Annotated in this window: 13 protein-coding genes and 1 pseudogene; 6 read left to right on the top strand and 8 right to left on the bottom strand. The window is 63.9% G+C overall.

Annotated elements, in window-relative coordinates:
- Nucleotides 1–376 precede the first annotated feature (376 nt).
- Together HY852_RS04175 and HY852_RS04170 are read right to left on the bottom strand one after the other, a co-directional pair.
- Nucleotides 377–646 carry a DUF3551 domain-containing protein gene (locus tag HY852_RS04175; protein ID WP_291602881.1) on the bottom strand — a complete coding sequence of 90 codons (270 nt, stop codon included), beginning with the start codon at nucleotides 644–646 and terminating at the stop codon, nucleotides 377–379.
- 488 nt (nucleotides 647–1134) lie between these two features.
- The gene (locus HY852_RS04170; protein WP_291602879.1) at nucleotides 1135–2337 is read right to left on the bottom strand and encodes a DUF4375 domain-containing protein; all 1203 of its coding nucleotides are present in this window, start codon (nucleotides 2335–2337) and stop codon (nucleotides 1135–1137) included.
- 276 nt (nucleotides 2338–2613) lie between these two features.
- On the opposite strand from HY852_RS04170, the gene HY852_RS04165 reads away from it, so the two are divergent.
- Nucleotides 2614–5751, top strand: a complete 3138-nt coding sequence (locus HY852_RS04165) for a multidrug efflux RND transporter permease subunit (RefSeq protein ID WP_291602877.1) — start codon at nucleotides 2614–2616, stop codon at nucleotides 5749–5751.
- A 105-nt stretch (nucleotides 5752–5856) separates the two neighbouring features.
- On the opposite strand, the pseudogene htpG reads toward HY852_RS04165, so the two are convergent.
- The 3 genes and pseudogenes from htpG to HY852_RS04150 all read right to left on the bottom strand — a co-directional run bounded on the left by htpG (nucleotide 5857) and on the right by HY852_RS04150 (nucleotide 9380).
- Nucleotides 5857–7740, bottom strand: a pseudogene (htpG, locus tag HY852_RS04160) (molecular chaperone HtpG).
- A 310-nt stretch (nucleotides 7741–8050) separates the two neighbouring features.
- Nucleotides 8051–8608, bottom strand: a complete 558-nt coding sequence (locus HY852_RS04155) for a hypothetical protein (RefSeq protein ID WP_291602874.1) — start codon at nucleotides 8606–8608, stop codon at nucleotides 8051–8053.
- A 274-nt stretch (nucleotides 8609–8882) separates the two neighbouring features.
- On the bottom strand, nucleotides 8883–9380 hold the full coding sequence (locus HY852_RS04150; protein ID WP_291602872.1) for a MarR family winged helix-turn-helix transcriptional regulator: 498 nt from the start codon (nucleotides 9378–9380) through the stop codon (nucleotides 8883–8885).
- Nucleotides 9381–9515: 135 nt separating this feature from the next.
- On the opposite strand from HY852_RS04150, the gene HY852_RS04145 reads away from it, so the two are divergent.
- Genes HY852_RS04145 through HY852_RS04135 form a run of 3 tightly spaced genes read left to right on the top strand, consistent with a single transcriptional unit; the run spans nucleotide 9516 to nucleotide 11946 of the window.
- A complete protein-coding gene (locus HY852_RS04145; RefSeq protein ID WP_291602871.1) occupies nucleotides 9516–10058 on the top strand; it encodes a VOC family protein in 543 nt (180 codons plus the stop codon).
- Nucleotides 10059–10117: 59 nt separating this feature from the next.
- Nucleotides 10118–11755, top strand: a complete 1638-nt coding sequence (locus tag HY852_RS04140; protein WP_291602870.1) for an FAD-dependent oxidoreductase — start codon at nucleotides 10118–10120, stop codon at nucleotides 11753–11755.
- Nucleotides 11752–11946: a DUF2783 domain-containing protein gene (locus tag HY852_RS04135; protein WP_291602868.1), complete on the top strand. Its 195-nt coding sequence runs from the start codon at nucleotides 11752–11754 to the stop codon at nucleotides 11944–11946. Before HY852_RS04140 ends, HY852_RS04135 begins: the two co-directional genes overlap by 4 nt.
- Nucleotides 11947–11981: 35 nt before the next feature.
- On the opposite strand, the gene HY852_RS04130 is transcribed toward HY852_RS04135, so the two are convergent.
- The gene (locus HY852_RS04130; protein ID WP_291602867.1) at nucleotides 11982–13187 is read right to left on the bottom strand and encodes an MFS transporter; all 1206 of its coding nucleotides are present in this window, start codon (nucleotides 13185–13187) and stop codon (nucleotides 11982–11984) included.
- 233 nt (nucleotides 13188–13420) lie between these two features.
- On the opposite strand from HY852_RS04130, the gene HY852_RS04125 reads away from it, so the two are divergent.
- Nucleotides 13421–14563 carry an OpgC domain-containing protein gene (locus HY852_RS04125; protein WP_291602866.1) on the top strand — a complete coding sequence of 381 codons (1143 nt, stop codon included), beginning with the start codon at nucleotides 13421–13423 and terminating at the stop codon, nucleotides 14561–14563.
- A 280-nt stretch (nucleotides 14564–14843) separates the two neighbouring features.
- Nucleotides 14844–15422, top strand: a complete 579-nt coding sequence (locus HY852_RS04120; RefSeq protein ID WP_291602865.1) for a hypothetical protein — start codon at nucleotides 14844–14846, stop codon at nucleotides 15420–15422.
- 182 nt (nucleotides 15423–15604) lie between these two features.
- Here the strand turns inward: HY852_RS04120 and HY852_RS04115 are convergent, their stop codons facing one another.
- Together HY852_RS04115 and HY852_RS04110 are read right to left on the bottom strand one after the other, a co-directional pair.
- Entirely contained in the window at nucleotides 15605–16414 is an 810-nt protein-coding gene (locus tag HY852_RS04115; RefSeq protein ID WP_291602862.1) for an MBL fold metallo-hydrolase, read from the bottom strand.
- Nucleotides 16415–16602: 188 nt separating this feature from the next.
- The gene (locus HY852_RS04110) at nucleotides 16603–17688 is read right to left on the bottom strand and encodes a TRAP transporter substrate-binding protein (RefSeq protein WP_291602860.1); all 1086 of its coding nucleotides are present in this window, start codon (nucleotides 17686–17688) and stop codon (nucleotides 16603–16605) included.
- Between the last annotated feature and the right edge of the window lie 138 nt (nucleotides 17689–17826).

Here is a 17826-nt window from a genome sequence, read left to right as displayed (position 1 = left end):
TGGCAGTTTCTTCGCGGCCATCCTTCGAGACGCCCGCTTTCAGCGGGCTCCTCAGGATGAGGTCTTGTTTCGCGGCGAAATATTGGACCCTCATGGTGAGGAGCGCCGCTTAGGGCGCGTCTCGAACCATGAGGCCGCGCCGTTCACAGCCTCCATAGCGTCATATGCGATCGCCCTGCCCGCAAGCGGGAGAGGTCGAAAGTCAAGCGCAGCTTGAACTTCGGGTGAGGGGGACTCTCCACTAGATCGTCTCTCGCCGCTGTGGAAGCTCCCCCTCACCCCGACCCTCTGAGAGCGAGCTTCGCTCGTCTCTACCGCAAGCGGGGCGAGGGAGCGCATTAACCGCTCCAATTCGACCGATCTGATCTCCCCAGCGCTAGTAGGCTGGCACGCGCCGGCTATAGGCGCGACGCGGCGGGGGGCCGGCGTAATAGGGATTGATCCCGCACATGGCCGCGCGGCCCGATGCGGTGGCCTTGCACTGCGGCAGGGAGATGTAGCTGCAGTCGATCCACTCGCCGCCGCCCTTCACCCCGCCATAGACGTGCATGCAAACGGGATAGCGCGGATCGTAGGTCTGGGCGCGCACCGGGGCCGCAGCCAGGATGGTGGCGGCCGCCGCGAGCGTGAGAGCAAGAGCGCGCATGAAAACCTCCATTCGAATCGGCGGCCGGGCAGATTCGCAGCCGACCGCGGCGCGCAGCCGCGCCAGTATGCATTGGCGCCTATCTAGGCCGACCGGGCGCGCCTCGCAACGGAGGAAACCGCAGGGCAGTCGTCTCGACCCGCTTGAGGGGCGCGATGAGCCCGGAGAGGGAAGACGAGCTCCCGTCAAGGTTTCAATCGGCAAGAAGATTAACCTATGCGAAGCGATCAGGCGAAATCGCTGTGGTTTCACATGCGCATCCGCACCCGCGCTCTCACGCGAACGCGCGCCTGATGCTACGCTTCTTGCCGAATCAGTTTTGCGCGCGTTGCCAACGCATATGAGCTCTCGCCATGCTTGCGACGATCTTTCTCATGCTTGTTGCCGGGCTGGTCCCCGGCATCATCATCATCGCCGTCTATGAACGGGCGGCGCGGCGGGCGCTGCGGGACCGGACGTAGCGGCGACGCTCGCCGCTCTATCGTCGCCTAGCACGCCAGCTTGTGCGCGCGGGCGTATCTGATCATGGCGTAGTCGATCCCGGGACCGCCGACGACCATCATGCTGCCCTTCATCTGGTGGAATTCGAGGCCGCCGTTCAGGGCGTAGAACTCGTCAGTGAGACGCGACATCGTCCAGTCCCATTCGCTGCCGCGCTTCTTGTGGAAGAAGGCCTCGCGACGCTTCTGGGTATCGCGCAGGTAAGGCCTGCCGAACAGGTCGAGGCCGCCCCTGAAGATCGCCGCCTGCTCGGTCATCCCGAGCTCGATCATGGCGTCATGGACCTCGGGCGCCAGCGCGCCGTCCGAATTGTAGAAGAACTGGTCGACGCCGCCGTTCTTGAATTCGTCGTTGAAGCGGGCGATCAGCGCCAGCATGCGCTGCTCGCGGCTGAGCGATGAGAGGCGCTTTTCGACTTCCGGATAGGGCCGCCACGTGTCGCCGATCCTGTCCGCCAGCGCGTAGGTGAGGACGGTGAGCCGGTCGGGATCGTTCAGCCGCGCGCGTAGCTCCTCGATATGCTGCCACAGCGCGGGGCGGCCCTCGATGAAGGTGGTGATGGTCTTCCGGAAGGTCTCCCGCGTGCCGAACTCGCGGCTAAGGGCCCTTAGCTTGTGGTCGAACCCCTTTGGCTTATCCGCATCGACGCGGGTGGACTGCTCGGGGGCGCGCACCAGGGCCATGGCGCGGCTGAACAGGTCGAACTCTTTTGTCAGGCCCGCCTGCTTCAGGGCGTCGCGCAGTTGCGGGGCGGCCGCAGCGGCACGATCGGAATGGAAGAAGGTGACCAGCCCGTCGTGCCCGAGATGGTCCCACAGCGCATAGAGCAGCGCCAGCGTGCGCGCATCCTCGTCCAGCCCGGCGATGCGCTTGGCAAACTTGTCCGCCCCGTCGACCGTGAGGCGGACGCTGTAGCGCAGGTTGTCGTGCTCGACGAGGCTCCAGAACGGAATCTCGGTGAGCGCGCCGGTCTCTTTCTCGGAGGGGGAGTTGCGCAGGCGGCAGCCATTGTTGGCGACGTCAGGCTCGTGCGGAATCGGGATCTGGATGTCGAGGAGGCTCCTGGGCGGCTTCGGCGCCTCCGGCGTCGTGCCGTCCTCGGACGCGCCATGCACGGACGTCGCGGACAGCGCGACGGCAAGCGCCAAAGCGAGGGTCTTGAGCGGGCGGGTAACGTGGCGGGCCGGCATGCCCCCTTGGTCGGGGCGCAGGGGAACCGGGTTCAAGGGCGCCCGGAGCCAGGGAGAAGCGGCCCCCGACCAGGGTCGACAAAGGGTCGCGCCGGGTTCCCGTTCGCCAAGAACTTGGGATCGGGTTATGCTTAGGCAAACGGCGGCGCGGGCGCGACGAAGCGCCCGGGCCTGCATAACACTTCACAGGCGAGGAAACGCACATTCGTGCTCGGCTCTCGAGCGCGACTCTCCGCTGTTCGAGAGAGGATGCGCTGACCGCCCGATGGCCTCGGCATGGAGAGCTTCTCTTCCCCGTTCATCCGCTACCCAATCGGAACGTCGCTGCTGATGGCAGGCATCCTGTTCGTCGGGCTGGTGTCCTATCCCCTGCTCCCGGTCGCGCCGCTGCCGCAGGTCGACTTCCCGACCGTCCAGGTCTCGGCCTCGCTGCCCGGCGCCAGCCCGGAGACGATGGCCTCATCCGTGGCCCAGCCGCTCGAGCGCCAGATGGCGCAGATCCCCGGGATCGCGCAGATGACCTCGACTAGCTCGCTCGGCTCGACTTCGATCACCATCCAGTTCGAGCTCAGCCGCTCGATCGATGCCGCCGCCAACGACATCCAGGCCGCCATCAACGCCGCGGGCGGGCAACTGCCGAAGAACCTGCCGTCGCCGCCGACCTACCGCAAGGTCAACCCGGCCGATTCGCCGATCATGATCCTGGCGGCGACATCCGACACCTTGCCGCTGACCACGGTCAGCGACCGCACCGACGCGCAGCTTGCGCAGCAGATCAGCCAGATCTCCGGCGTCGCGCAGGTGTTCATCGGAGGCCAGCAGAAACCCTCCATCCGCATCCAGGTCGATCCGGGAAAGCTCGTCGCAAAAGGCCTGTCGCTGGAGGACGTGCGCACCCAGGTCGCGGTCGCGACCACCGACAGCCCCAAGGGCAGCCTCGACGGCCCAACGCGCGCCTACACCATCTATGCCAACGACCAGCTGACGGAAGCGAAGGACTGGAACGACGTCATCATCGCCTATCGCAACGGCGCACCGCTGCGGATCCGCGACGTCGGACAGGCGGTGTCGGGTGCCGAGGACATGAAGACCGCGGCATGGGCCGACGGCAAGCGCGGCGTATTTCTCGTCGTGTTCAAGCAGCCCGGCGCCAACGTCATCGAAACCGTCGACCGCATCAAGGCGCAGCTGCCGCGCCTGATCGCGGCGATCCCGCCGTCGATCAAGATCAAGATCATGAGCGACCGCACGCTCACCATCCGCGCCGCTGTGGAGGACGTGCAGATCACGCTGATGATCACCATCGCGCTGGTGGTGATGGTCATCTTCATGTTCCTGCGCAGCTTCTGGGCGACGATCATCCCGAGCGTCACGGTCCCGCTCGCGCTTCTGGGAGCCTGCTCGCTGATGTGGGTGTTCGGCTTCTCGCTCAACAATCTGTCGCTGATGGCGCTGACGATCGCGGTCGGCTTCGTGGTCGACGACGCGATCGTCATGGTGGAGAACATCACCCGCCATGTCGAGCAGGGCGAGCCGCCGCTCGCCGCGGCCTTCAAGGGCGCCCGCGAAATCGGCTTCACCATCGTCTCGATCAGCATATCGCTGATTGCGGTGCTGATTCCGCTGCTGATGATGGGCGGCATCATCGGCCGGCTGTTCCGCGAGTTTGCGGTGACGCTGGCGATGGCGATCCTCGTCTCGATGGTGGTGTCGCTGTCGCTGACGCCGATGATGGCCTCGCGCTTCCTGCGCTCGCACCACGAGGTCAGGCACGGCCGCTTCTACCAGTGGAGCGAGCGCATGTTCGATCGCCTGCTAGCCGCCTACGAGCGCGGCCTCGACCTTGCGCTGCGCCACAGCCTGACCACGCTTGTTGTCTTTTTCGCCACCGTGGCGCTCTCGGTCGTTCTGTTCGTCATCATCCCGAAAGGCTTCTTCCCGCAGCAGGACAACGGCATGATCACCGCGGTGTCGGAGATGCCGCAGGACATCTCCTTTACCGAGATGAAGCGGCGCCAGGAGGAGCTCAGCCGGATCGTGCAGGCCGATCCCGCCGTGGACAGCATCGCGATGTTCATCGGCGGCGGCGGCACGGCGCTGAATGCCGGGCGCATGTACATCGCGCTGAAGCCGCGCCATGAGCGTGACGTCAGCGCGCAGGAGATCATCGCCCGGCTGCGGCCGCAGCTGGCGCAGATCGAGGGGGCCCGTCTCTACCTGCAGGCCGCCCAGGACGTGCGCATGGGCGGCCGCGCCACGCGGACCCAGTTCGAGTTCACGCTGCAGGACGCCAACCTTGCCGAGCTGAACGAATGGGCGCCAAAGATCCTGGAGCGGATGAAGACGCTGCCGGAACTGCGCGATGTCGCGACCGACCAGCAGACCGAGGGCACCACGGTGCAGCTGACGATCAACCGCGACACCGCCGCGCGTTACGGCATTACGCCGCAATTGATCGACGACACGCTGTACGACGCATTCGGTCAGCGCCAGGTCACGCAGTATTTCACCCAGGTGAACACCTATCGCGTGATCCTGGAGATCCTGCCCGAGCTGCAGGGCAGGTTAGATACGCTGGACAAGCTCCATATCCGCTCGCCGGCAACGGGAGCCCAGGTGCCGCTGTCGGTGTTCTGCGAGTGGACCAATGTGCCGGTGCGGCCGCTCTCGATTGCGCACCAGGGCCAGTTTCCGTCGGTGACGATCAGCTTCAACCTCGCCGAGGGCACGGCGCTCGGACAGGCGACCGCCGCCGTGCAGCGCGCGGTTACCGAGCTGAACGCGCCGGCGACGCTGGCCACCAGCTTCCAGGGCACCGCGCAGGCCTTCCAGCAATCGCTGAGCACGGTACCGCTGTTGATCCTCGCCGCGCTGATCGTGGTGTACCTGATCCTCGGCATTCTCTACGAAAGCTACATCCATCCGCTGACGATCCTCTCCACGCTGCCGTCGGCGGGCGTCGGCGCGATCGCGATCCTGATGGCGTTCGGCTTCGACTTCTCGCTGATCGCGCTGATCGGCATCATTCTGTTGATCGGCATCGTGAAGAAGAACGGCATCATGATGGTGGATTTCGCGATCGCCGCCGAACGCGAGCATCACATGAGCCCCGAGCAGTCGATCCGGCAGGCCGCGGTGCTCCGCTTCCGCCCGATCATGATGACGACAATGGCGGCAATGCTCGGCGGCGTGCCGCTCATGCTGGGCACCGGTACCGGCTCGGAAATCCGCCAGCCGCTCGGCTATGCCATGGTCGGCGGCCTCATCGTCAGCCAGGCGCTGACCCTGTTCACGACGCCCGTGGTTTATCTGTACCTCGACCGCCTCTCGAACCTGCTGACGCGCTCGATGCAGAAGAAGCGCGAGGAGGCCTCGCGCGCAGAAGCGGCGCGGCTCAAGGATGCGGCGGAGTGAGGGCGCGACAACGAGCGAAGCGAAGCAATCCAGAATCTTTCCGCGGCGGCAAACTGGATTGCTTCGTCGCTATCGCTCCTCGCAATGGCGACACTCTGGTGAAGCCTAGGCCCCCTTCTCCCCAACCCCCTGCAGCACGAGCCGGTTGAGGCGGGCGGCGAAGGCGGCGGGGTCCTCCGGGAGCTCGCCGTCGAGGATCTGGGCCTGTTCGAGCAGGAGCAGACAGAGATCGTCGACCGTCTTCGAGCCGACCTGCGCCTTCGAGATCGCGGTCACGAACGGATGACGCAGGTTGATCTCGAGGATCGGCCTGGAGCGCATGCCGCGGTTCTGCTGCGCCAGGATGCGCTCAAGCTCGCGGCTCGGACCGTGGCTGTCGGCAACGAGGCATGAGGCCGAGGTGGTGAGGCGCGTCGAAGCCTTCACGTCCGTGACGCGCTCCCCGAGCGAAGCCTTGATGACCGCGATCGTCGTCGCTTCGTCGGCGGCGGCCTCGTCCTTGTTGTCCTTGTGCTCGTCCAGGAGCGGGATGAGGTCGAAATTGAGATCGCCCTGGCTCAGCGACTTCAGCGGCTTGCCCTCGAACTCCAGCGGCACCGAGGTCCAGAACGCGTCCACCGGATCGGTGAGCAGCAGCACCTCTATGCCGCGCGCGGCGGCCGCCTCCAGGCGCGGATTGGACTTCAGCCGATCGAGAGAGTCGCCGACCAGGAAATAGATCTCGGTCTGGTTGGGCTTGAAATCGGCGATGTATTGCTTGAGCGAACGCTTCTCGCCTTTCGTGGTGGAGAAACGCGACAACGCCAGCAGTTTGTCGCGCCGCTCGAAATCCTCGTAGATGCCTTCCTTGAGGACGATGCCGAAGGCCTCCCAGATCTTGTCGAAGTTGTCGGCATCCTTGTCGGCGAGCTGTTCGATCTCGCTGACGACGCGGCCGGTCACCGCTTTTCGGATCTGCATCAGCTGCGGATTGTTCTGCAGCATCTCGCGCGAGATGTTGAGCGGCAGGTCCTCGCTGTCGATGACGCCGCGGACAAAGCGCAGATAGGCGGGCAACAGGTCGGCATCGTCGGTGATGAAGACGCGCCGCACATAGAGCTTCACCCTGCCCTTGCGCGACGGCTCGAACAGGTCGAACGGCTTGGTCGACGGCGCGAACAGCAGCACGGCATAGGAGTAGCGCCCTTCCGCGCGGTAGTGCAGCGTCATCGCCGGTTCGTCGAAGGCGCCCGCGATGGACTTATAGGCCTGCTGGTAGTCCTCCGGCTTGAGCTCCGACTTCGTGCGCTGCCACAGCGCGCTCGCCGAGTTTATCTGGCGCGGCTCGCCCTCCTCCGGCACCAGGAAGATCGGGAACTGGATGTTGTCGGAATAGGCCGAGACGATGCGCTCGATCTGGTGGGTCTCGAGATATTTCTTGGCGTCTTCCTTCAGGTGCAGCACGATCTCGGTGCCACGGACAACGCGCGCGGCATCTTCCTCGCTGCCATGCGCGATCTCGAAGCCCGCACCGCCCGAGGAGGTCCAGGTCCACACGTCGCTTTCGCCGGCGCGGCGGCTGACAACGACGATTTTCTCGGCCACCATGAACGCGGACTAGAAACCGACGCCGAACTGTCCGATCAGCCCGAGGCCGTCCTTGGCCTCACTGAGCTTGGCCACGAAAGCCTTGGTGCCGGAGCGGGCGATGGTGCCGAGATGGTCGATCAGCTCCTGCCGCTCCATGCCGATGCCGGTGTCGGACACGGTGAGCGTGTTCGCCTGCTTGTCGGGGATGATGCGGATCTTCGGCGGCTCGCCGTCGCCGATCAACTCGGGACGGGCGATCGCCTCGTAGCGCAGCTTGTCGCAGGCGTCCGAAGCATTGGAGATGAGCTCGCGCAGGAAAATATCGGTTTCCGAATAGACCGAGTGCACCATGAGGTGCAGAAGCTCGGATACCTCGGCCTGAAAGGGCTGCTTCTCGACAGCCGTATCGATCGTCGTCATGCGTAAAACCCGGTGAAGATAAAGGGGAGAGACCCCGGATATAGCGCGATCCACCGTGGGATCAAGCTTCGGGGAATGCCGGCTGAAGCCCCGAGACCGTCCGGGACTCTTTTCTGAGCAAAGCACGCGGCACCCTCATCGCGAACAGCGGGAGTTCAATCGAAGGAGCCGCGCTTTGCTTGAACCGGCCGCCAGCTGCAAACGTGCGGCATGAGGATTGCGCTGCGACATTCCAAGTGCTGGTCACGCGGAAGTCCGAGACGGAGCGAAAGAAGCAATTCTTCGGCCGCCTCCTTCGTCTCACGCGTGTTTACTGGCAGCGATACATCAACCCGTCGCCGCCCTTGATCATGCCGCCGGGATCGCAAACAATGCCGTAGCGGGCCTTGTAGTCGCCCCATCCGTTGTGGCCGTACCAGGGACCGCCCGCGCGGTAGGCCGTAGTCAAGTTCCAGGCGGGGCTGCTCGCAGCGGGCGCAGCCGCGTATGACTGGTAGGCCCTGGGACCTGTGTAGTAGGCGCCACCTCCCCAAACGGGTGAAGTGGCCTGGTAAGCCCTGGGACCCGTGTAGTAGGGGCCACCTCCCCAAACAGGTGAAGTGGCGGCGGCGACTGCGCCAGCCGTGCCGATCGCGGCGGCTCCTGCCACACCAGCACCGACGACACCGGTTCCATAAACGGCGCGCCGGTGCTGTCGGCGCGCAACACCCGCAACGCTCACCGGGGTCAAGGGGCGACCGACCCGGGCCTGAGCATTCTCGATCGATAGCGAGACGCCGCGCTGCTCAGACCAGCTGAAGGAGAGCAGTGCCGCACACGCAACGGTCGAGGTTGCAATCGCAACTTTTCGCAGACTCATCTGCTTCATGGACTTTCTCCGTTGTTCCCTGCCCTGACCAGAACAATGCGCGTCCCTTTTTCGGGACCATTGCGCCACGTCAAATTCTCCAGGACCGCGCAGATGCGGCGCATCGGCACTCGCATCAGCGCTCACCTCACGAAACACAAATGTCGGGTTCCCGAAAAGCTGCAACGATGAAGTTGATGGGCAGACTGACGAAAACGTCAGCGATGCTTCCGAATGTGTGTGGAGCAGAGCGCCCTAACCTTAGGTCATCGCCGCGCGCGGCGGCTCACACCGCTCAATCCTCGAACTTCTCCGCGATCTTCATGAGTTTGTAGATCGCGTTGTCGAGCGTCGCGACCTCCTGCGGCGTCAGAACGGACAGCAGCGTCGCTTCGCGTTCGAGTGCGTACGGCACGATGCGTCGATACAGCGAGCGCCCCGACGGCGTCAGGGACACGATACGCTCGCGGCCGTCGTTCGGATCTCGGGTGCGGCTGACGATGCCGCGCGCTTCCAGCGACTGCATGGCGCGACTGACATTCATCTTGTCGAGCGTGGTCAGGCGGCCGATCTCCTTGGTCGGCACGTCGCTTCTTCCACCGAGCGCGGCCAGAATGCGCCATTCCTGCCGGGTGAGCGAGAAGCGCGTTGCATAGACTTCGGCAACGGCGAGCGAGACCTGCTCGGCAAGACGGGCAAGTCGATAGGGAAAGTAGTTCTGCAGCTCGAGCTTGGAGCTGTCCCCGGCTTCGTGCCGGACGCGTTCACGTGCCGGATCGGGTCGCTCTTTCATGGCCAAATCCCCTGCGCCTGGTGAATTCTCCCTGCCCCGGATGCGCCGTGAAGCGATTTGATCCAGATCAAAGCGGCGAGATAGTAATATTTGTTACTAATTTTGCCAACAAGTCGCAAAGGGAGATGCAACGCCATGCAGATCGAGAAGATCCACCACGTCGCCTATCGCTGCACCGACGCCCAGAAGACCGTCGACTTCTACAAGAAGGTCCTGAACATGGACCTGCTCGGCGCCATCGCCGAGGACAAGGTGCCGTCGACCAAGGAACCGGATCCCTACATGCACATCTTCCTGGACGCGGGGTGCGGCAACATCCTCGCGTTCTTCGAGCTGCCGAACTCCCCGCCGATGGGACGCGACCCCAACACGCCGCCCTGGACGCAGCACATCGCCTTCCAGGTCAAGGACATGGGCGAGCTGAAGGAAGTGAAGCAGCGCGCCGAAGCCGAAGGCCTCGACGTCGTCGGCATCACCGATCACACCATCTTCCAGTCGATCTACTTCCACGATCCGAGCGGCCATCGCCTCGAGGTCGCGACCTGGACGGCGACGGCCGACCAGCTCGACCGCATGAAGAAGGTCGCGCACGACATGGTCAACGAATGGGCCAGGACCAAGAAGCCCCCGCGCCACACCGCCTGGCTGCATGAGAAGGAATTCGCCGACGCCAAATAGGCCGGCGCACCTCCCTCATCCACAGATCATTGCTTTTTCGCGCGTGCAACGAGGCCGCCATGAGCAACTATGTCTATCCGCGTTATCCCTATGTGCAATCCAAGGAGCAGGCGGAGGGTGTGGTTCGCCGCCATCCGGTCGTGGTGATCGGCGCCGGCCCGATCGGGCTGACCGCCGTGCTCGATCTTGCCGCCCACGGCCACCCGGTCGTCCTGCTCGACGACAACGACACGGTGAGCGTCGGTTCGCGCGCGGTGTGCTACGCCAAGCGCCCGCTGGAGATCTGGGACCGGCTCGGCTGCGCCCGGCCCATGGTCGATCGCGGCGTGAGCTGGAAGGTCGGCAAGGTGTTCTTCCGCGACCAGCTCTCCTATCAGTTCGACCTGTTGCCGGAGGCCGATCACAAGATGCCGGCAATGATCAACCTCCAGCAATATCATTTGGAGGAAATCCTGATCAGAAGGTGCCGCGAAAGCGCGCTGATCGACCTGCGCTGGAAGCACCGCGTGGTGAGCCTGAAGCAGAACGATGATTGCGTACAGCTCGGCATCGAGACGCCGGACGGCCTGTTCACCCTGGAAGCCGAATGGGTGATCGCCTGCGACGGCGCCAATTCCGACACGCGCCGCATGGTCGGCGCCGAATTCAAGGGCCAGTTCTTCCAGGACCGCTTCCTGATCGCCGACGTATCGATGCAGGCGGATTTCCCCACCGAGCGCTGGTTCTGGTTCGACCCGCCGTTCCATCGTGGACAATCGGTGCTCTTGCATCGGCAGGCCGACAACATCTGGCGCATCGACTTCCAGCTCGGCTGGGACTCAAATCCGGATGAAGAGAGAAAGCCCGAGCGCGTGATCCCGCGCATCAGGGCGATGCTGGGCGAGAACACCAAGTTCGAGCTGGAATGGGTCTCCGTCTACCAGTTCGCCTGCCGGCGCATCGACAATTTCCGCCACGGCAGGGTGCTGTTCGCGGGCGATGCGGCGCACCAGGTCTCGCCTTTCGGCGCGCGTGGTGCCAACACCGGCGTGCAGGACATCGACAACCTCGCCTGGAAGCTCGACCTCGTGCTGCGCGGCAGGGCGGAAGAGAGCCTGCTCGACACCTATCACGAGGAGCGCGCCTTCGCGGCCGACGACAATATCCTCAATTCGACGCGCGCGACCGACTTCATCACGCCGAAGACCAGGGCGAGCGGCTATTTCCGCGACGCCGTGCTCGACCTCGCGCAGCATCACGCCTTTGCCCGGCCGCTGGTCAATTCGGGCCGGCTGTCGCTGCCGACGCCCTACGTGGCCTCGATACTGAACACGCCGGACAGTTCTTCGTTTGCCGGCGACATGAAGCCGGGCACCAACGCTGCGGACGCGCCGGTCACTCTGGGTGGCGAAGAAAGCTGGTTCCTCAACTGCCTGGGACCGGGCTTCACGGTGGTGACCTTCGGCGAGACGCCGGAGCGAGGCGTGGTGCGCTGCGGCGACATCGAGGCGCGCGTCGTGGTGGTCGGCCGCGATATCGAGGATAGCAAGGGACTGCTGGCGGAGCGCTACGACGTCTCTAACGGCACCACCTATCTGTTCCGGCCGGATCAATACGTCGCGGGACGCTGGAGCCGGTTCGACGAGGCCGATATCACCGAGGCGATCTCGCGCGCCACCGCCCAGCGCAATACCCAGCAACGGGAGCTCGCCGCATGACGCTCAATCTCGCGCCCAACATCAACGACGCCGACGACTTCTATGCCGAGCTGATCGACGGCATGCGCGGCCTCGATGAAGACGAAGCGCTGCGCATGAGCGCCAGGCTGGTGCTGCTGCTGGCCAACCATATCGGCGACCGTGGGGTGCTCAGCGAGGCGATCAGGCTTGCCCGCGTACCCGGCGGCTGAGGCGGCAAGCCTCAGCCGTCATCGGGTCAACGCCGTCACGCCGCCTGCAGGACTGGCTGCCGCCGCCGCGCGGAGAACACCGCGGCGACCAGCACCGCGCCGAGCGCGACGCCGGCGGAGCCGAGATAGAGCCAGGCATAGCTGTTGCTCGCATCGAAGATCCGTCCGCCGGCCCATGGTCCGAACGCCATGCCGATCGCCGAGACCATGGTCAGGGCGCCGAACACCGTGCCCATGATGGACTGGCCGAAGGATTCGCGCGCCAGCACCGCATAAAGCGGCATGATGCCGCCATAGGCGGTGCCGAACACCAGCGCCAGCGCATAGAATTCCTCGAGCCGGCTGACGAAGAGATAGCAGGCGATCGTCAACGACTGCACCAAAAGTCCCGCGACCAGCACGCGCTTGGCGCCGAAGCGATCGGCGAGCACGCCGAGCAGGACCCGGCCGCCGAGGCCGGCCAGTCCTTCGACGCTGTAGATCGACACCGCAGCAAGCGGCGTCACCCCGCAGCCGATCGCATAGCTCACCAAGTGAAATATCGGACCGGAATGCGCGGCACAGCACAGAAAGAACGCCATGGCGAGCACGACAAATTGCGGCGAGCGCAACGCTTCGCCCACCGTCAGCGACCGCTCGGCGATCGCACCAGCGGGCCCCTCCGCAGCTGCTTGCGCATCCGGCGCGCGCCTGACCAGGAGCGCAGCCGGGATCAACAGCGCCCAGGCGATCATGCCGATCATCATCATCGACGTGCGCCAGTCATAGGCCGAGATGAGATAGCGCGCGAACGGCGAGATGGTCATCGGCGCCACCCCCATGCCGGCGGAAACCAGCGAGACGGCCAGGCTGCGGTTATGCGCGAACCAGGCGGTGGCGGCCGCAATCATCGGCGCGAAGAAGGCGCCGGAGGCTAACCCGACCAGGAGCCCGTAGGTGAGCTGGAATTCGCCCAGCGAGGTTGCGCCGGAGGCGAGCACGAGCCCAAGCCCGAGCAGGACGGCGCCCATCAACACCACTGGGCGCGGGCCGATGCGATCGCTGAGCGCGCCCCAGCCGAACCCCGCTGCACCCATGACCAGGAAATCGAGCGTCATCGCGCTGGAAATGCCGGTGCGCGACCAGCCGGTGTCGGCCGACATCGGCTCCAGATACACCGCGAGCGAAAACATTGCGCCGATACCGACGCAGGTCATCAGCGCCCCGCAGGCGATGATGACCCAACGGTAGGACGATTGCATGTGCTTTTCCTTCTCGATTGCACCTCACCCTTCCCCAAGACGAACGGGACAGGCGCAGACCGACAGGTCCTGGCCGCATGGGTGCAGGAAATGGGCGGCGCGCAGACCACGGCTTCTGCCCAGGTGCGGTTGCCGTCGAGGAGGGAGTGTTTACCTGTTCACATAAATGCTATTCGGAAGCCGGGGCGGTACGTTCGCCAGCCCCAAACCCTGAGTTTTGCGCACATTTTTCGATGGACCCGTCGGTCAAGGCCAATCTCGCCAAGTACAGCCATGACGGCAGGCTCTTCCTTGCGCTCGGCCTCGCCAACTGGACGATTTTCCTCGACCACATCCCGGACAACGCGGTCGGTCTCCTGACCATACGGAACTTCGGCTTCAGCGGCGCTGCCAGTCTTTTCGTGTTTGTGGCCGGCTATGGCTTCGCCATCATCTACGGAAAGATGATGGTGGAACGCGGTTTTGTGGTCGCGGCGACGCGCGCGTTCCGGACGGTGTGGCGGCTCTACGCGGCCTATGTCGTGTTGTTCGCCCTCTATATCGACGCCATCGCCTATGTGGCGAGCCGATCCACCGCGCCGGAGATCCTCTGGCAATACAATGTCACGGGAATCCTCGATCATCCGCTCCGGATCCTAGTGCGCGGCCTCATGCTGCAATCGACCCCAATGAACATGGAGATCCTGCAGCTGTTCATCCCGCTGACGGCGCTCTTCCCGCTTGCGCTGTGGGGTCTTGCGCGGCGGCCGAACGTCACCCTGGCGGCATCGATTGCCATCTATGTCGCCGCGGGCATATTCGGCTGGACCCCGGCCTCGTTTCCGGACGGAGAGTGGCGCTTCAACCCGTTCCGCTGGCAGATGCTGTTCTTTCTCGGCGCATGGTTCGCCGTCACCGGCGCACCCGGCCCTTCCATTCACAAGCAAAGATGGCTGAGGGTCGCCGCCCTCGCCTACGTGGTCCTTGCCATGGCGGTCACGCTGGCAAAGCGCTCGCCCGAGTTCTCCGCCTTCCTGCCCGTTTTCCTGCAAGACCCGTTCGATGCGAGCGACCGGGAGAATCTCGCGCTCTATCGCGTGCTGCACTTTCTGGCGCTGGCGTTTCTCTTTACACATTTCGTCCCGAAGGACTGGCCCGGACTTCACTCGTGGCTGATAAGCCCGATCGTCAAGTGCGGCGAGGAATGGCTTGCCGTGTTCTGCGTCGGTGTCTTCCTGTCCTTCGCCGGACACCTGATTCTGATCACCGGACCGAACCTGCTGGTCATGCATTTCCTGGTCAGCCTTGGCGGGCTCGCCGTGATGACAGCTGTCGCCTATTACGTCTCATGGTCCAAGCGACAGGACCATCCCTGGGAGGCGCGGCATCACACGTAGGCGCGGAACTTCTATTGCTGGGCGGCCTGCACAAGTTTCTCGGCCCGAAGTTTCGATCGAAGTCGTCATCGCGTTCCAGCTCATGGTCGGCAGAGCTACCCCCGACAAGCCAGCCGGTCCGCCACGTAGCGCAAGCAAGACAATCGCTGCCTCTATGGCTCCGGCTGCCTTGAAAAGCTCTGAACACGCCTAGTGCTCGGCAAGCAGCGCCGGGTATCCATGTTTTCGACATAAGATCGAGATTTAACAGCGACGCAAACAAGTCCGTAGGGAGGTCGCTATGTACATCGATTGGGACGTAACGATGCGCTTCGATCCGAACTCGCTGGTGCCATCCACCCAGCACGGCATCCCGGTTCCGAGTTATGGGAACTATGGTGGTGTAAACTATTCTGCGGGCCAAGAGGGTGGGACAACTCCCGAGCCAGGTTCAGCCGACTACCTCGCCAATCCTCCGAAGGACAATCTCGACCAGCTGTTCTATACACACGATCTCGCCTATCAACATTTTGAAGATCAGACTGCGACCGTACTGCAGACTTTCGATGCTGACGCGAACCTCGCGAAAGGCATGTATGCGCTGACGCAATCCGAACCTGATCTCTTTGCCAGCGACCCGGAAGCACTCTTGTTCGAGGCTGTTGCTACGCTCAGCATTCTCGGCAAGATTCAAACCACGCCGGGCGAAAGTGAATACCTCCAATCGACCTTACCTCAATCTCAACAACTGTTGTTGGCTGCGGCAGCAATACAGAATTTTGAGACAGCGCTTGCTGAAACGCCAGGAAATGAGTCTCGCAGCTTGCACGGCGCGCTGCACGTGTTCGAGGCTCATTTCGGGGATATCCTGTTGGCGTGAAGGCGACGTCTTCCCAGGCTGCCGGATCAGCCCGCCCTTGATAAGGTGGGTGGCGACGCGCGAAGACGGCTTGCCGCAATGACCGGGACCCCTCACCGGCACGCTCAGGCGCGCAGCTGCGCCTGAGCGTGACGACCTTCCCGCAGGCGAGAGGTGACATCTCCGATGCGGCGACTTCTCGCTCAGACCTGCGCAATCGCATCGAGATAGCGCCTCACCGAGGCTTCGAACGCCGCTTTCGCGCCCGCTTCGATGTTGCGGTCCCACCACGCGCCGTAGATGCGGTCGAAGGCGAGAGGCGCGACCGCTTCGGAGATGCGACGCACCGCCGCCGCATTGAGCGGAATGTAGTTCGGATAACTGTACATGAAGCTGACATGGCGGCGATCCATGGCGACCGTCGCGATGTCGCCGACCATCAGCGCGCCCCTTCCCTGCGCGCCATTGCGCCAATGCAGCACCGTGGCCCCGGCAAAATGGCCGCCCGTGCGCACCAGCAGCACATCGTCGGAAATCTGGAGGCTGTCTCCGGTCCAGTGAACGATCGATGGATGCGGCCTGGTGACAAAGGCGCGGTCGTCGGCATGCAGATAGATCGGAACGCCACCGAAGGTATCGCTCACGTCGGCTACCGCGCCATAATAATGCGGATGCGATATGGCGATCGCCTTCAGCCCGCCGAGCGAAGCAACGTGTCGGATGGCCTCGTCGGTTGCCAATGGAATGCAGTCCCACATCACGCAGCCATCGCGTTCAGGCACCAGCAGGGCGCGCTGGCCGATCGCGAAGCTGGGCTCGAGGCCGATCCCGACAACGCCGAGCTCGTCGCGCCCGACCAGATGGTGGCTGCGCGCAAGGGCCTCACGCGTCGCCCAGGCCTGCCCTTTCCAGTTCACGAACTGCCGTTCGTCCTCGCAGATCCGACAGGAGGCCGGCGGCTCGGCGCTTGCAGGAAATTGCGCACCGCATTGTTCGCAGGTCCAGAGAGGCATCAGCGCGCTCCGTGGCGAGGGCGATATCTCAACTAGAACCAGCTTCGGTGGTTCAGGCAAGCGCGCGACGTCATTGTCTGCGAGCGAGCGGGCACAGTTCCGCGTCCTTGGGCCGTTGGAACCCATGCGGTCTGCCCGCGCGCTGTGGCTCCCCTTTGCCGGCGCGGTGAAGCAGTTACCGAGCTCGGCTATCCACGAAGCTTACGGATCATGTAATTGTCGTAAGTGGATTCGCAGACCTGCTCCCACTGATATTGCTCGTTCTGAAACGCCTTCATGGACTCGTAGAGCGTCTTGAAGCGGGCATTCTTGCCCGAAACCTCCTGGAAGAACTCATTGGCGGCCTTGAACGACGCATCCAGGATTTCAGTCGAGAACGGACGCAGCTTGGCGCCCGCCGCAACCAGGCGCTTAATGGCCTGCGCATTGCGGGCATCGTACTTCGCGGTCAAGTCGGCCCCGACCTGGCCCGCGGCGACCGTCACCATGTGCTGATAGGCCTTCGGAAGCTCGGCCCATTTCGCGTTGTTGATGTAGAGGAAGCCGTTCGCGCAGCCTTCCCACCAGCCGGGATAATAATAGTAGGGCGCGACCTTCAGGAAGCCGAGCTTCTCATCGTCGTATGGACCGATCCATTCGGCCGCGTCGATCGTGCCCTTCTCCAGGGCGGGATAAATGTCTCCCGGCGGAATCTGCTGCGGCACCACGCCGATCCGGCTCAGCACCTGTCCCGCCACTCCGCCGACGCGGAATTTGAGGCCTTTCAGGTCGTCCACCGTCTTGATCTCCTTGCGGAACCAGCCGCCCATTTGCGCCGTCGTGTTGCCGAACGGCACACCGTAGACACCGTAGGTCGCATAGAGCTCGTTCATCAGGGCGAGCCCTCCGCCATAGGCGAGCCACGCGTTCATCTGCCGCGTGTTCAGACCGAAGGGAACGGCGGTGCCGAACCCGAACGCCAGATCCTTGCCGATGTAGTAGTAGGACGCGGTATTGCCCATCTCGACCGTGTTGTTCGCGACAGCGTCGAACACCTGGAATGCCGGCACGATCTCGCCGGGCCCGAAGACACCGATCTGGAATTTCTGATCGGAAAGATCGGAGATCGCCTTGCTGAACAGCTCGCAGGCGCCATAGAGGGTATCGAGGCTCTTCGGGAAGGTCGTGACCAGCCGCCAGCGCAGCGTGGGCGCAGACTGCGCAATGGCCGGGGCGCTGATCGATGCCGTGGCGGCGGCAAGAGTGGCAGCCTTGAGAAGTTTTCTGCGGTTCATGGTGTGTTTCCTCCTGTGTGGCCCAAGCCGTTTGTTATTTGTCAGCAGCACGATGAAGCTCGTCCGGTTGCGGCAGGAGATCGCGAGCCTGCTCGCAAATTCACCCAGCCGTCACCCGCCTGAAATGAAGTTGCAGCC

It is taken from the genome of Bradyrhizobium sp., from assembly GCF_016213215.1.
GTDB lineage: Bacteria > Pseudomonadota > Alphaproteobacteria > Rhizobiales > Xanthobacteraceae > Bradyrhizobium.
This window is presented reverse-complemented; position numbering and strand designations above follow the sequence as displayed.